A 15,283-nucleotide genomic window follows, 5' to 3' on the forward strand; every position below is an offset into this window, starting at 1 on the left:
CGAACGATGAGGGCGTTTTCCAAGGACATCCTGCGCACGATCGGCGGCAGCAAGAAGCGCTATCTTTCCATCGTAGCGATTTGCGCGCTTGGCGCCACGATGCTCACCGGACTCTCCATCTCCTGCCTCGACCTGCGCGAATCGGCCGAGGCGCTCTACGAACGCCAGCATCTCTACGACATCTCGGTGCAATCGACGCTCGGTCTCACCCAAGACGACGTCGATGAACTCGCCGGCACCGAAGGTGTCGCCGTAGCCGAGGGCGGCTACGAGATCGAAACCTACACCGAAGTCGGTGGCATCCGCTCGACCGTGATGCTCAAGACGCTGCTCAGCTCTGGCATCAACGAACCGTATGTGGTGGAGGGCTCGCTCCCGGACGCGCCGAACGAAATCGCAGTCACGGAAAACTACCTGCATACGGCGAACAAATCGATTGGCGACACCGTGACCTTCGAGGATGCCGTTGCAGAAGACCCCACAGGACTTTCCGACCTCAACACGAGCGCAGACACCGGAAGCGAAGCGGATTCCGGCGAATCGGACGACAAGCAGAGCTCCGCCGACGACCCGCTCATTCCCGGCGGCACGTATACCATCGTTGGCGCGGTCATCGACCCAACCAATATCACGCAGCCTGAAGGCCCCATCGCGTTTCGCGCGAGCACCTCGAGCGATTACACGTTCTTCGTAGACGAAAGCGCTGTGGCCGATACAAGCTCCTATACCGTTGTCTACCTCACCGCTTCGGGAACCGAAGGGCTCTCCTCGTATTCGAGTGAATATGAGGCACGCGTGGACGAGGTTCAGAGCCGTGTTGAAGACCTGGCGCCCCAGCGCGAGCGCGCACGCACCGAAGAGATCAAGTCGGAGGCCCTTGACGAAATCGCTGTAAGCGAAGCCGACGCTCGCCAGCAGCTTGCCGATGCCGAGCAGGAGCTCATCGATGGGCAGGCAACGATTGACGAGAGCCTCGCCGATGCGCTCGCCGGGCAACAGGAACTCGACACGCAGCGCGCCAACGCCCTTAGCGAGCTGAACGACGCCCAGGCAACCATCGATGAGCAGCGTGCTGCAGCGCTTGACGGTATCGAGCAAGCACGCGAAGGCTTGGCGACGATCGAGACGACGCGCAGCGAGTTGAACGGGCAGCTCGACAGTCTCGATGCGCTTGCAGACGCGAAATCTCAAGCAGAAGCAGGCGCGGCCGAAGCCAAGCAGCAAGGCGACGAGCTCGTGAGCAGGTTCAGCAACGACCAAATCGCCGCCAGCGCCGAGCTGGCCGCGACCTGGAACACGCTCTCCTCCTGGACAGGAACGGAAGAGCCCGTTGCCGAGGAGCAGGCCTTCATCAATGCCGTCGGCGCCTATGCCAGCGAGGTCTCGCAACTGCTCAGTCTTGCACGACTCGGCCGGCAAATTATGGAGGCCCAGTACGCGCCCGAGCTTGCACGCCGCACCGAGATCGACGAGCGTCTACAAGAGATTGCGGCACGCGCCGGCGAGATCTCCGATCGCCAAGCGGCTATCGATGAGCGCCTCGCCCAGATTGAAGCCGAGCTGGCATCACTCCCCGATGGCAATGCCCAGCGCACCGAGCTACTCGACGAGCAGACCGCCCTGCAAGAAGAGCAGCAAACGCTCAGCGCCGAGCAGGAGACACTCGCCAACGAACAAACTACGATCACGCAGGAACGCGCGGTGATCACCGAAGCGCTCGTGCTTTCCTATGGCGACATAACCATTCACTACGACGACCTACCAAGCGTGATTGCGCAGCTTGAGCAGGCGCAGGAGCAACTGCAGCAACTCACCGCCGGGGGCGAAGAGAGCGCAGTCGCTCAGCTCGCTCAGGGCATGGGCCAAGCCGCCTCGGGCCTCGCCCAAGTCAACGCGGCGATCGCACAGATCGACGGAGGCCTCGAGGGTGCCCGAGCCCAGATCAACGCCGGGCTCAAAGCGCTCGATGCAGCCGAGCGCGATGCCCGCGCAGGCCTCGCCACCACGCAAAACGGTCTCGAGCTCCTCGATGCCGCGCAATCGGAGCTCGCCACACAGCGGGCCTCGGCGCTCGCCCAGCTTGCCGACGCTCAGCAGACCATCGACGAAGGCCTGTCCCAGCTTGCCGACGCCCAAGCCGAGCTTGACGAGGGCCGCGCTACCTTTGAGACAGAGCGCGCCGATGCCCTGCAGCAGATCGCCGACGCCCGCGCGCAAGTAGATGAGGTCGAGAGCGCCACCTGGTACGTGCAGGACCGCAGCGCCCTCGGCAGCTTCTCGAGCGTCGATTCCGATGCATCATCCATCGAGGCCATCGCCCGCATCATCCCGGTCATCTTCTTCGTTGTAGCTATTCTTGTGAGCCTCACCACGGCGACGCGCATGGTAGAAGAGGAGCGCGGGCTCGTTGGCCTCTACAAGGCGCTCGGCTACTCGAACGCGCGCATCCTCTCCAAGTACCTCATCTATACGGGATCCGCGGCGCTCATAGGCGGCATCATCGGCGATATCGCCGGGTTTGTGGTCATCCCCTACGTGCTGTTTTATATCTTCCAGGCCATGTACCTGCTGCCCCTCTTCAGCCTGCACTTCGACCTGTTCTACGCCGTCCTTGGCATCGTGGCGTTCGTGGCAGGCATCGCGGGGGCGACGTTCATCACCTGCCGCAAGGACCTCACCGAATCGCCCGCGTCGCTCATGCGCCCGCGCGCGCCGCGAGCGGGATCGCGCATCTTCCTCGAGCATATCCGCCCGCTTTGGCGGCACCTCGGGTTCCTCAACAAAGTGACCGCGCGCAACCTCTTCCGCTATAAGAAGCGCCTCGCCATGACCATCTTCGGCATCATGGGCTGTACGGCGCTCCTCATCTGCGGTTTCTCGATTAAGAACACCGTCGAGTCGCTTGCACCGCGCCAGTACGAGCAAATCTACCGCTACGACCTCATGGCGGTCACCTCGGCCGACGACTTCGAGGCGGCGCGCAGCGTGCTCGAAGGCGCGGATGAGGTCACGGACCTTGAAGCCATTGGCGTAGACACCATCACCGTCGAGTACGGAGGCGGCAAGGAGAGCATGCAGCTCTACATCATCCCGAGCGGCATGCAAATCAGCGATTACGTGTCGCTGCAAACGCTTGAGGGCGGCCCCATCAGCCTCGACGACACCGGCGTCGTTATGACCAACAACGCTGCGACGGTGCTCGGCCTAAGCGCAGGCGACACAGCGAGCATCACCACGAGCGCCCTCAACAAGGCCGAGGTAACGGTCGAGTCCATCACCCGCAATTACCTGGGTAATGCCATCTATATGACCGAAGACGCCTATGAGGAGCTCTTCGGCCCACTCGAGCTCAACGGCTTCCTCGCGCACCTTACCGGCGGTGACACCGAGCAGCGCGCGTTCGCCGACGAACTCGAGGGCGATGACATCTTCCTGAGCATCACGAGCGTGGCCAAGATGCGCGAGCAATTCGAGCAGAGCTTCACGCTGATCAACGTGGTCGTATACGTTGTCATCGGTCTGGCAGCCGGTCTCGCCTTCGTAGTTCTGTTCACCCTCTCCACGGTGAACATCGGCGAGCGCGAGCGTGAGATTGCCACCATCAAGGTGCTCGGCTTCCGGGCGGGCGAGGTGCGCACGTACATCAACAAAGAGACGCTCGTGCTCACAAGCCTCGGCATCCTGGTTGGCCTGCCCGCCGGTTGGGCGCTTTCCGAGAGCTTCACGTACATCCTCAAGATGCCGTCGATCTTCTTTGACGTGGTGGTGGACCCGTGGTGCTACGCGCTCGCAGCGGCGTTCTCCATCGTGTTCGCGCTCGCCGTAAGCCTCATCACCAACCGCATGCTCACCCGCATCGATATGGTCGAGGCGCTCAAGAGCCCGGAGTAAGGTGTGCTGGGCAACGGCGCGGGGTGCGAGCCGGCATACGGGCCGCTCCTGCATACAGCACACGATAGCCTCTGAGACAGTTTGACCTGGCACAGTTGTCTCATGTGACAGTTTGACCTGGCACAGTTGTCTCACAGCTGCCTCAGAGCGGCTGCGGGGCACCGGGATGGCAGCTCATCGCGCCGCAGGAGAGGGGCGCCCCGCGGAGCCTTTCAACTTTTGGGCACTTCCAGCGCGGCCTCCCGTATATAGGAGCATATGGCGATATCGTTTCCGCAGGTAGACGGGCACCATCTATCGCGGATACTCGGCCCGCCCTCGTTGAAGTGCCCAAAAGTTGAAAAGGCATTCGCCCTACACCGAGCGCGGGGGCATACCGACGTCCCAGCAGGCATTCGGACGGCCTTCATGCAGCTAGCCGATCAGGAGCCTCAGGATCTGCACGGCGTTGGTCGCGGCGCCCTTGCGAATCTGATCGCCGCAGCACCAGAAGGTGATACCGCGGTTGGGTTCGGGGTTCGAGATGTCGCGGCGCACACGGCCCACCCAGATAAGGTCCTGGTCAGAGGTATCAATGGGCATGGGGAAGCGGTCGTGCGCGTTCTCGGCCTCGCGGTCGTCCACGAGCTTCACACCCGGTGCGGCGGCAAGCGCCTCGCGCGCCTCCTCGAGCGTGATATCGCGCTCGAATTCAAGCGTGATGCTCTCGGAATGCGAGCGCAGCACCGGCACGCGAACGCAGGTGCAGTTCACACGGAGCTCCGGCAGGTGCATGATCTTGCGGCCCTCGTTCTGGAGCTTCATCTCCTCCGAGGTGTAGCCTTCCTCCTTGAAACCGCCAATCTGCGGAATGAGATTGCTCACCAGCTGTGCAGCGAACGCGCGGGGCTCGGGCAGCTCTTCCCCGCGGCCAAGCGCCGCCATCTGCGCCTCGAGCTCCGCCATGCCGGGAGCGCCGGCGCCGCTCGCAGCCTGGTACGTCGACACGACCATGCGCGTCACGCCCGCGAGCTGGTGAAGCGGCCACGTGGGCACGAGCCCGATGATGGTCGCGCAGTTGGGATTTGCGATGATGCCCTTGTGCCAGGCAACATCGGCGCCGTTGATCTCGGGCACCACGAGCGGCACGTCGGGATCCATGCGGAAGGCATGGCTGTTATCCACCACCACAGCACCGGCCTTCACGGCCTCGGGCAGCAGCTCCTTGGCAATGGCGTCGTCCGCCGCGCCGAGCACGAAGTCGCAGCCCTCGAACGCCTCGGGGCGCGCTTCTTGGATGGTGACGGTTGCCCCACGGAACTCCACTGTCTTGCCCGCGCTGCGCGCACTTGCCAGCAGACGCAACTCGCCAGCAGGAATCTCCTGCTCATCGAGGCACTGGAGCATCTGCGTGCCCACCGCGCCCGTCGCACCCAAGATGGCGATCGTGTACTGCTTCATGAGTTCCTCCCGTTGTGCCCGCGCCAGCAGCTCGCGCGCCCTGCGCAGGCTCGCGGTGCCATGTTTTGCCGCTATGTTTCGCCGCTGCGTTAGTCTAGTTAGGCGAGTGTACCGTGCCCATGTTTCCATTTAGAAAACAAGCGCAGGTGCTCGCGAGAGAAAAATCCAGAGAACGAGCGCGGCAGCCTGCTCTCTGCCCATAAACCGTTCATAAACGTGCTGAGTGTGGCGAGTCGACCACACTCGTCACGTTTTTGAACGATATTCGGCACGTTTGTGAACGATTCTGCGCGTTGCCTGCCAAAAAAGCATCCAGCCGGGCCGGGCTCTCCGCTTCGAGAACATCCAGCCCGGCTGGGTAGCACCAACTCGTGAGGATTCCGGAACAGGTGGGTCGCAAACGCCCGCGCCCCATGCAGCGCCCGGGCCTAGCGATTCGCGAGCACCGCCGCCTCGGCGCGGGCCTCTTCCTCGGCCCGCTTGAGGTCCGAGAGCTCCAACAGGTGGTCGCCATCGGAAAACGCCCGGTAGATAGCGCGAATGGCCCGCTCGAAATCGTCGTCACGCACGCCCACGATGATGTTGATCTCGTCGGAGCCCTGCGCGATCATGCGGATGGAGATTCCCTCCTGGCCAAGCGCCGCAAACAGGCTGCCCGACACACCCGGACGGCCAATCATGTTGCGGCCCACCGTGGAGATGAGTGCGAGGTTGTCCACGACCTTGATGCTATCGGGCGTGGCCTCGGTCTTGATGTCGGCCACGATCGACCAGAGCGAGTCCTTCACATCCGAGCCCTGCACCACCACGGCAAACGAATCGATGCCCGAGGGAATGTGCTCGATCGACACGCGATAGCGCTCGAAGATCGAGAGCACGCGGCGCAGATAGCCGACCTCGTTGGACATGTGGTCCTTGAAGATGTGCACCGCTACAAAGTTCCGCTTGCCCGTTACACCCGTGATGATGGGCTCGTCGGAAACGAAGTCCTCGCGGTCGGAGATGATCGTTCCGGGGTCGAGCGGGCGGTTGGTGTTCTTCACCGCGATGGGAATGCCCGCCTCCATGACGGGGAATACGGCCTCCTCGTGCAGGACGCTCGCACCCATGTACGAAAGCTCGCGCATCTCCTGGTACGTGATGCGGCCGATGGGCTGGGGATGCTCGACGATGCGCGGGTCGGCGGAGAGAAAGCCGGAGACATCGGTCCAGTTCTCATACAGATCGGCATCCAGGCACTTGGCAAGAATCGAGCCCGAGATATCGCCGCCACCGCGATCGAGCAGCTTGATCTGCCCCTCACGCGTGGCGCCGTAGAAGCCCGGCATCACGAAGCCGCCCGGAATGCCCCGTTCCTGGATGAGCGCGTGCGTGCGGGTCATGGAAAGCGAGCCGTCGTGGTGGAAGGCAACGACGTCGGCGGCGTCGAGGAACGGCAGGCCCAGGTATTCGGCCATCAGCTGGGCGGTAAAGTACTCGCCGCGGCTCACGAGCTCCTCAGTCGTAAGCTCCCCGGCACGAGCCCGCTCGGCAAAGGCCGCAAATTCCTCGTGAATGGGATAGTTGAGCCCCAGCTCTTCGGCGATATCGAAATAGCGCTTGCCGATGTCTTCGAGCAGATCGTCGCACGACACGTGGTAGCGCACGTGCGCGGCCACAAGATACAGCAGGTCGGTGACCTTGGCATCGGACTTGTAGCGGCGCCCGCAAGCGGAAACCACCACGAAACGGCGGGAAGGATCGGCGTCGACGATCTTCTTGATCTGGCGGAAATGCTTGGCGTCGGCTACCGACGAGCCTCCGAACTTGGCAATCTTAATCATAACGAGGAGGTTACCTTTCTGACCCAGCCACCGGACGCATATGCGCTCTGATACCATGAGCGTATTGCTAACACCGGGGCCTACGAGGAGCTTCACATGAATTCGTATCATAGTACACGTTCACGTGCGGTGTCGTGCACAGCTAAGGAAGCGATTCGCACAGGAATCGCACCAGACGGCGGACTTTTTGTCTCGGACGCGCTCGGTTCGGAAAAACTCGACGTAACAGGCCTTGCCGAGCAGTCCTATGCAGACATTGCGAACTCGGTGCTCCAATTGTTACTACCTGATTACACAGCGGATGAAATCGCCGCGTGCGTGCATGAAGCGTACGACGGCACCTTCGCCTCGGCCGAAGTCACCCCCCTCGTGCCCCTTGTTGGCCATGAGGCCGAAGAGGGCGGCCAGCCCTTCGTGCTCGAGCTCTTCCACGGCCCCACGAGCGCCTTCAAGGACGTGGCCTTGCAGATGCTGCCGCGCCTCATGGCGCGGACGGGAAGCACCTCGGATACTCCGGCAGAGAGCATCATGATCGTAACCGCCACCTCGGGCGACACGGGCAAGGCCGCGCTCGCCGGTTTTGCGGACGCTCCCGGCACGGGCATCACCGTCTTCTACCCCGAGGGCAAGGTGAGCCGCGTTCAGGAGCTCCAGATGACCACCCAAACGGGCGATAACGTCTCGGTGTGCGGCGTTCGCGGCAACTTCGACGACGCCCAGAGCGCCGTCAAGCGCATCTTCGCCGACCGCGAGCTTGCAGAGCGCCTGGCCGAGCGCGGCGTGGTGCTCAGCAGCGCTAACTCCATCAACGTTGGGCGCCTGGTGCCGCAGGTTGTCTACTACTTTGCCGCATACGCGCAGCTTCTGCGCGCCGGTGCCATCGAGGCGGGCGACGAGGTCGAGTTCTGCGTGCCCACGGGCAACTTCGGTGACGTGCTCGCCGGCTACTACGCCAAGCTCTTGGGCCTGCCTGTGGCGAAGCTCATCGTAGCGAGCGACAAGAACAACGTGCTCTACGACTTCCTCACCACCGGCGTCTACGACCGCAAACGCCCGTTCTTCACCACCATCTCGCCGAGCATGGACATCCTCATCTCCAGCAACCTCGAGCGCATGCTCTACTACCTGAGCGACGGCGACTGCGAGCTTGTGGCCTCGCTCATGGAGCAGCTCGCCCATGAGGGCCGCTACGAGGTGCCCGCCGAGCTCCTCGCCCGCATCCAAGAGGTGTTCGCCTGCGGCTGGGCAGATGAGGACGAGGTCCGCGCGGCCATCGGCCTCTGCTGGCGCGACCACCGCTACGTGATCGACCCGCACACCGCGTGCGGCTACCACGTCTTGGAGCAGGTTCCCGCCGCGCCCGCGGCCCGCGCCCGCGTGCTGCTTTCGACCGCGAGCCCGTACAAGTTCCCGCGCGCCGTGGCCGAATCGCTCGGGCTCGACGTGCCCGCGGACGATTTCGCCTGCATGGAGGTCCTGGCTAAGGCGACCGGCACCACCCCGCCTGTGCAGCTCGCCACCCTGCAACAAGCCGCCGTGCTGCACGACGACGTGGTGGATGTGGACGGCATGGCCTCCTATGTCGAGCACGCCTGCCATGCAAAATTAGGACAGAGGTAATTTCGCATGATCAAAGTTACCGTTCCCGCAACGAGCGCAAACCTCGGCATTGGCTACGACACGCTCGGCATGGCGATCTCGCTCTATTCCCACTTCACCTTCGACCATGCCGATACGCTCACGATCACCGGCTGCCCGGAAGAGTTCCAAAACCGCGACAACATGGTCTACGTTGCCTTTGAACAGGCACTTGAGCAGTGGGGTATGCAGCCCTTCCCCATCTCTATTGACATCCAGACCGAGATTCCCGTTGCCCGCGGCCTTGGTTCCAGCTCGACGTGCGTGGTCGCGGGCATCATGGGCGCGGCCGCGCTCACGCGCCGCACCGTGACACGCGAGGAGCTCGTCGCCATGGCGACCGCGCTCGAAGGGCACCCCGATAACGTTGCGCCCGCGCTCCTTGGCGCCGCCGTGTGCTCGTTCACGCCCGAGGGCGAGCTGCCGCGCTGCCTTCGCTACAACGTGAGCGAACGGCTGCGGTTCATCACCATCATCCCGCCTTACGAGGTGCATACAAGCGAGGCGCGCAAGGTTGTTCCGAAGGAGGTGCCGCTCAGCACGGCCGTGTGGCAGATGGGCCGCATCGCGGGGCTCACGCGGGGGCTCGAAACCGGCGACACCGAGCTTATCGCCGCCGCCAACGACGACCGCCTGCAGGAGCCGTACCGCCGCAAGCTCATCCCCGACTACGATGCGATCCGCGCCACCTGCCTTGAGGGCGGGGCGAAGACCATCTGGATCAGTGGTTCGGGCTCCACGCTCATGGCAGTGACCGACGACACTATCGTGGCGAAGTTTTTGCAGGTACGCCTGCGCGAGCAGTTCCCCACGTGCGAGACGCATATTCTCACCTGCGACACCCAGGGCGCGCAGATCGAGTACCTGTAGCGTGCGTGAGCGGCATGCCCTCCGGTGACAAACGTGGGCTCGCGGCCAAGCGCTTCAACACATTGCCTGCATGCCGCCTCTGCTAGGATGTGAGCATTACATCTGAACAGGAGCACCATGCAGAACGCCTCGTCCAAGCAAAAGAAGCCATCGCGACCGCAGAAGCGCGCAGGTAGCGCGGCGCAGGGCGCGTCGCGGCCGCAGAAGCGCGCGGGTAGCGCGGCGCAGGGCGCATCGCGGCCGGGTAAGCACGGCGCGGCGCACACCCCCAACATCGACCCCACGGGCCCCACAGCGCTCGGCCTCACGCGAGCAGACTTTCTCCCCACCACGCGCGCCGACATGAAGGCCCGCGGCTGGGACCAATGCGACTTCGTCTACATCTGCGGCGACGCCTACGTGGATCATCCCAGCTTCGGGGCGGCCATCATCTGCCGGCTGCTCGAGGCGCACGGGTACAAGGTGGGCTTCATCGCCCAACCCGACTGGCGCGACCCCGCAAGCATCGCGGTGCTCGGCGAGCCGCGGCTTGCCTTCCTCGTCTCGGCGGGCAACATGGACTCCATGGTCAACCACTACAGCGTGAGCAAGCACCGTCGCCGCACCGACGCTTACACACCCGGCGGTCGCATGGGCGCGCGCCCCGACCATGCGACCATCGTGTACGGCAACCTCATCCGCCGCACCTTCAAGAACACGCCCATCATCTTGGGCGGCATCGAGGCGAGCCTCAGGCGCCTCGCGCACTACGACTACTGGCAGGACCGCCTGAAGCGCTCCGTCCTGCTTGATTCTGGCGCGGACCTTATCATCTACGGCATGGGAGAACGCCCCATCATCGAGCTGGCTGAAGCACTTGACGCAGGGCTGCCGATCGAGCAGATCACCTACATCGACGGGACCGTGTACCGCACCCGCTCGCTCGACGAGGTCTATGACGCCGTGGTGCTGCCCTCTTGGGACGAGCTCGAAGCAGACCCCCTCACCTACGCACGCAGCTTTAACACGCAATACGAAAACATGGACCCGTTCAGCGGGAACCGGCTCGTTGAGCCCTACCCGCACAGCGTCTTCGTGGTGCAGAACCCACCTGCGAAGCCGCTCGCCACCGAAGCGTTCGACGAAGCTTACGACCTCCCCTATACGCGAACGTACCATCCGGATTACGAGGCGGCCGGCGGCGTTCCCGCGCTCGCCGAGGTAAAGATGTCGCTCATCTCCAACCGTGGCTGTTTCGGCGAATGCAGCTTCTGCGCGCTCACCTTTCACCAAGGGCGTATCGTACAGGCACGCAGCCACCGCTCGCTCTTGGCCGAGGCGCGGCACATCACGCAGGATCCGGATTTCAAGGGATACATCAACGACGTGGGCGGCCCGACGGCGAACTTCCGCCAGCCCGCCTGCGCCAAGCAGCTCGCGCGCGGCGCCTGCGTGCACAAGCGCTGTCTCTGGCCCAAAGTGTGTCGCAGCATGAAGGTCGACCACAGTGATTACGTGCAGCTCCTGCGCGAGCTTCGCGCGTTGCCGGGCGTGAAGAAGGTCTTCGTGAGAAGCGGCATCCGCTTCGACTACGTTCTCGCGGACCCCGATCCCAACCAGACCTTCCTGCGTGAGCTCTGCGAGCACCATGTGTCGGGCCAGCTCAAGGTGGCACCCGAGCACGTGAGTGACGCCGTGCTTTCGGTGATGGGCAAGCCGAGCCGCGCCGTCTATGACCGCTTCGTGGGCGAATACCGCGCCATGAACCGCGAGCTTGGGCGCGACCAGTACCTGGTGCCCTACCTCATGAGCAGCCATCCGGGCAGCACGCTTCGCGAGGCTGTCGAGCTCGCTGAATACGTGCGCGACATGGGCTACATGCCCGAACAGGTGCAAGACTTCTATCCCACGCCGTCGACCATGTCTACCTGCATGTACTACACCGGCGTGGACCCGCGCACTATGAAACCGGTCTATGTACCGAAAACCGCGCACGAGAAAGCCCTGCAGCGGGCGCTCATCCAGTACCGCAAGCCCGAGAACTACGAGCTTGTGCGCGAGGCCCTGCAGAAGGCTGGGCGAACCGACCTCATCGGTTACGGGCCGAAATGCCTGATCGCGCCCGTCAAAGGACAGCGACCGCATGGGCCGGGAAAGCGCGGGGAAAGCAAGCGCGGCTCCGGAACGAGCGGGCAGGCACAAGGCTCATCCAAGCAGGGCGGACGCGATGCACGCACTCGAAGCGAGCGGCGCGGTTCCGGCAAGCAATCCCCATTCGCTCAACAGGGCAAGCGCGGTTCAAATGCTGTGGGCCGCAACCGTGCAGGCCAGGGACGCGAGGCTAACCGTGGCGGGCACCGCGGGTAGATGGCGCTGAGCTACGCGCGCGCCGAGGCGGTGCCGCCTCAGTCTCTTATGGCACGGACCTCGGCCCCCACGGCGCGGAATTGCGCTCAAGAAAAAGTTCAAGGCTCGAGTCGGAAGGTTTTTCGCGAACCGCCAAGTAGATCAGCCTCTACGGGCAACAAAGCCGCAGGAAATGCGCGCGAAAAAGCGGGTGTTACTCGAAGACTGCTAAAAAACCTTCCGATTCGAGCCTCGAACATATTTCTGCCGCCAAACGGGGGCCAAAACGGCTTCTCAGCGCAAACTGCACAGCCTTTGCGCTTACAAACACGCCGCAGCGATGCGCTCCTTGAGCTTGTCTATGCCCAGGCCCGTCTCGGAACTCGTCACAATGATGTCTTCCGCAGGCACATTGAGCTGTTTGCGGATAGCGGCAAGCTGCTGGTTCTGCTTGCCACGACTGAGCTTATCGGCCTTGGTGAGCGCCACCACGAAGGGGAACTCGCCCGCCTGCAAAAACTCGATCATCTGGTGGTCGAGGGCACTCGGGTCATGACGGATGTCCACGAGCGAAACCACCAGGTTGAAGCTGCGATCAAGGTCAAAAAAGTCGCCGATCAAACGTGCCCAGCGCTCGCGCTCCGCCTTGGAGCGACGCGCAAAACCATATCCGGGGAGGTCAACGAAATGCACGCCGTCAGCCTCAAAGAAGTTTACATTGCTTGTCTTTCCCGGCGTGCTCGACACCTTGACCAGGCCCTTTCGGCCAAACAGCTTGTTCATAATTGACGACTTGCCCACGTTCGAGCGCCCCACGAAGCTCACCTCTGGGCAGGTCGACGGCGGGATCTGAGATGCCTTGCCGTAGCTCGCCACAAAATGGGCAAGCTGGTAGTTAATGGAATCGGCCATGGGAACTCCTATCGTGGTGAAAGCGTCCTCATTGCTTACGAGCAATTCGGCTATGCGATGCGACGAACGATTTCAAGAACGACGCTGCTTGCAGTCCGCGCGTAGTCTTCGAGTTCGAACGCGCGCTCGCAAAGCGCGTCGTACGACTCGTCGCAGTTATCTGAGATTGCGCGCAGCACCAAGCACGCGGCGCCATTCTTGGCCGCGATATGCGCGACCGCGGCGCCCTCCATCTCGGCGCAATCCGCGCTGGTCTGAGCCACCACGGAGTCGCGCAGATCGCCCGTAATGAACCGATCGCCCGTAGCGATCGTTCCTCGCAGGTACCGGAGGGCGTCGTCGCCAGGCGCAGCGGGGTTCACGGCAGCATCGACAAACCCCTTGTCGCGCAACACGGCCTCAGCAGCATCGACCAGCGAGGGACTCGAGGCGAATTCCTCCAAACCGGGAGTCGATTCGGCAATGAGCGAGGTGTCGGTGTCGAGATAGCGGAGGCGCTCGCCAATCACCACATCGTTGATATGAAGCGCTGGGTTAAGCCCTCCCGCAATGCCGGAGAAGATCACCGTACCCGCCCTGTAACGGCTCAGCAGGTGCTGCGTCGCTGCAGCGGCATTCACGGTGCCCATGCCCGCCGTGCAAGCCACCACCTGAACGCCTTCGAAGGTGCCGCGTGCAACGGTGAGACCCGCCTCTTCGACCATTGAACGCTCAGAAAGTGCATCGTAGATCTGCGACACCTCTTTCTCGAGCGCGCCGATAATTGCGATCGTTCCTGCCATAGTGCTCCGTCCCGCGCGGCGGGTGCCGCGCCTTTCCCGCGCGAACCGAGCCGCACCCGTTCGATATTCAGCAGCCCATGATAGCAGGCAGAATGTTACACACACCTGGCAAACGGTCGAAATTCATCGCTGAACGGCAATTAATCCGCCGAACCTTGACACCTTCGCCAGGCAGCGCCTCGCTGCTTATCGCTGGCGCCTTTGCGACCACCATGAGCCGCCATGCCTATGCGTACGTGAATCCCTGCATCTTCTCATTGTTCATTCTTGGGCAAAATTGTGCCGTTAATCGCCTTTAATACCCCCACTTTTCGACACATTCTTGCCCAAGAATATTGACACAGCAGAAAGCTCTTGAGATTAGCCGCAACGCAGACATCAACTAATTCGTTCTGCATGAGGCGAGGGGCTCTGCCATGGCAGGACCCCCATGTGCTACCGCATACCGCCGGTGGCTCCGAAGACCTCGCCGGAAACACCCTTGTCGTCGCCGAGGGATTTCCACAGCAGGCCCGCGTGCGCTTGGAAGTTAGGCATATCAGAACAAAGCAGCAGGAACACGACCTCGATAACGAAGTTCATGGAGTTATGCGAGAACGGAAGGTCGCTGTTAAGCATCTTATCGCGCGTCGCGGTCTGCAGAACGCAGGTCGCACGGCGCGCAAGCGGCGAGTCCGGCACATTGGTGATCACAATCGTAGGCGTCTGCGAATCGATGGCATTGTCCATCATGTGGTTTAGCCGCTTAGAGTGACCGGATTTAGACATGAAAACAAGCACATCTCGCTTGGTGAGCGACATGGACGAAAGCACCATGGCCTCGGTTGTAGGGGCACAATGCGAGCGAATGCCAAGCTGAGCGATAAGGAACGAAGCCGATAAAGCCGCCGGAATGGTGTTACCCACCGCTCCGAACACCACCGAATCGGCTTCCTCAATAAGGCGCACCGCATAGGTAAGATCTTGATCGCTAATGAGATTGAGCGTATCGAGCAGTTCGCGGTTCTTTGCGAGGAGCACCGTCTCCATAGCAGCTCGCGGAGCGTCGAGCGAAATGACGTTGCGCGGAACCTCATCGGGGTCGTGCATGCCGTTATCGCGCTGCATGGCGCTTCGCAGTTCGGAGAAGCTCTCGTATCCCAAATGGCGCACGAAGCGGGACACCGTGGCTGCCGACGTCTGGCTTCGTGCAGCAATCTCACGCGTGGTCAGCGAGGGAATTTCTCCTTGGTACGCCATGACAAAATCGGCGATGAGCTTCTCGGTATCGCTCAGCCGGTCGTACAGCAAACAAATCTCGTTGATGACGCTTCCCTTACGCTGCATGATAACTCCCGGAACTTTGTCCTCTGCTCCCATGATAGCAATCTACGCTGCCATAGTGCGGCATTCCTTACGACTCCCCGCCGAACGGTCCTTGCCGCACGAACCCGCTCTATGCTTGAAGCCGCTGCAGAGCCGCTGGGCAGCCGCCAGCCCGGCAGGCCTCCGCCAGCCCGGCAGCCTCCGCCAGCCCGGCAAGCCATTGCGGGCCACAGGCCCGTTCCAAGCCGGACGAGCCACCCCACCTCGGCAGGTCGCCCCGCCCCAGCAGACTATCGC

The 15,283-nt window shown here is 62.6% G+C and carries 9 protein-coding genes; 4 read left to right on the top strand and 5 right to left on the bottom strand.

Annotated features, from left to right (window positions below; all coding sequences use genetic code 11):
• Positions 1-6: 6 nt before the first annotated feature.
• A complete protein-coding gene (locus AC1VS5_RS04650) occupies positions 7-3,891 on the top strand; it encodes an FtsX-like permease family protein (protein WP_481217855.1) in 3,885 nt (1,294 codons plus the stop codon).
• A gap of 414 nt (positions 3,892-4,305) precedes the next feature.
• Here the strand turns inward: AC1VS5_RS04650 and AC1VS5_RS04655 are convergent, their stop codons facing one another.
• Together AC1VS5_RS04655 and AC1VS5_RS04660 are read right to left on the bottom strand one after the other, a co-directional pair.
• Positions 4,306-5,331, bottom strand: coding sequence for an aspartate-semialdehyde dehydrogenase (locus AC1VS5_RS04655; RefSeq protein WP_419044420.1), 1,026 nt, complete (start codon positions 5,329-5,331; stop codon positions 4,306-4,308).
• 428 nt (positions 5,332-5,759) lie between these two features.
• Positions 5,760-7,154 carry an aspartate kinase gene (locus AC1VS5_RS04660; RefSeq protein WP_019127614.1) on the bottom strand — a complete coding sequence of 465 codons (1,395 nt, stop codon included), beginning with the start codon at positions 7,152-7,154 and terminating at the stop codon, positions 5,760-5,762.
• A 96-nt stretch (positions 7,155-7,250) separates the two neighbouring features.
• Here AC1VS5_RS04660 and thrC point away from each other — a divergent pair, with 96 nt between their 5' ends.
• The 3 genes from thrC to AC1VS5_RS04675 all read left to right on the top strand — a co-directional run bounded on the left by thrC (position 7,251) and on the right by AC1VS5_RS04675 (position 12,008).
• Positions 7,251-8,774 carry a threonine synthase gene (gene thrC, locus AC1VS5_RS04665; protein WP_481217856.1) on the top strand — a complete coding sequence of 508 codons (1,524 nt, stop codon included), beginning with the start codon at positions 7,251-7,253 and terminating at the stop codon, positions 8,772-8,774.
• Between the two features lie 6 nt (positions 8,775-8,780).
• Entirely contained in the window at positions 8,781-9,662 is an 882-nt protein-coding gene (gene thrB / locus AC1VS5_RS04670; protein WP_481217857.1) for a homoserine kinase, read from the top strand.
• 117 nt (positions 9,663-9,779) lie between these two features.
• A complete protein-coding gene (locus AC1VS5_RS04675; RefSeq protein WP_481217858.1) occupies positions 9,780-12,008 on the top strand; it encodes a YgiQ family radical SAM protein in 2,229 nt (742 codons plus the stop codon).
• A 300-nt stretch (positions 12,009-12,308) separates the two neighbouring features.
• On the opposite strand, the gene yihA is transcribed toward AC1VS5_RS04675, so the two are convergent.
• From yihA to AC1VS5_RS04690, 3 genes are all read right to left on the bottom strand, one after another.
• Positions 12,309-12,899, bottom strand: coding sequence for a ribosome biogenesis GTP-binding protein YihA/YsxC (yihA, locus tag AC1VS5_RS04680; RefSeq protein WP_019127610.1), 591 nt, complete (start codon positions 12,897-12,899; stop codon positions 12,309-12,311).
• 50 nt (positions 12,900-12,949) lie between these two features.
• On the bottom strand, positions 12,950-13,681 hold the full coding sequence (mtnN, locus tag AC1VS5_RS04685; protein WP_481217859.1) for a 5'-methylthioadenosine/S-adenosylhomocysteine nucleosidase: 732 nt from the start codon (positions 13,679-13,681) through the stop codon (positions 12,950-12,952).
• Between the two features lie 435 nt (positions 13,682-14,116).
• Positions 14,117-15,007, bottom strand: a complete 891-nt coding sequence (locus AC1VS5_RS04690) for a MurR/RpiR family transcriptional regulator (protein ID WP_481217860.1) — start codon at positions 15,005-15,007, stop codon at positions 14,117-14,119.
• Positions 15,008-15,283: the final 276 nt, after the last annotated feature.

The sequence above is a fragment of the Enorma sp. genome, from assembly GCF_982429025.1.

What these genes read in the sequence shown, in the direction of transcription:
- AC1VS5_RS04650 (WP_481217855.1), top strand. Translation starts at nt 7, where the DNA reads ATGAGGGCGTTTTCCAAGGACATCCTGCGCACGATCGGCGGCAGCAAG.
- AC1VS5_RS04655 (WP_419044420.1), bottom strand. Translation starts at nt 5,331, where the DNA reads ATGAAGCAGTACACGATCGCCATCTTGGGTGCGACGGGCGCGGTGGGC.
- AC1VS5_RS04660 (WP_019127614.1), bottom strand. Translation starts at nt 7,154, where the DNA reads ATGATTAAGATTGCCAAGTTCGGAGGCTCGTCGGTAGCCGACGCCAAG.
- thrC (WP_481217856.1), top strand. Translation starts at nt 7,251, where the DNA reads ATGAATTCGTATCATAGTACACGTTCACGTGCGGTGTCGTGCACAGCT.
- thrB (WP_481217857.1), top strand. Translation starts at nt 8,781, where the DNA reads ATGATCAAAGTTACCGTTCCCGCAACGAGCGCAAACCTCGGCATTGGC.
- AC1VS5_RS04675 (WP_481217858.1), top strand. Translation starts at nt 9,780, where the DNA reads ATGCAGAACGCCTCGTCCAAGCAAAAGAAGCCATCGCGACCGCAGAAG.
- yihA (WP_019127610.1), bottom strand. Translation starts at nt 12,899, where the DNA reads ATGGCCGATTCCATTAACTACCAGCTTGCCCATTTTGTGGCGAGCTAC.
- mtnN (WP_481217859.1), bottom strand. Translation starts at nt 13,681, where the DNA reads ATGGCAGGAACGATCGCAATTATCGGCGCGCTCGAGAAAGAGGTGTCG.
- AC1VS5_RS04690 (WP_481217860.1), bottom strand. Translation starts at nt 15,007, where the DNA reads ATGCAGCGTAAGGGAAGCGTCATCAACGAGATTTGTTTGCTGTACGAC.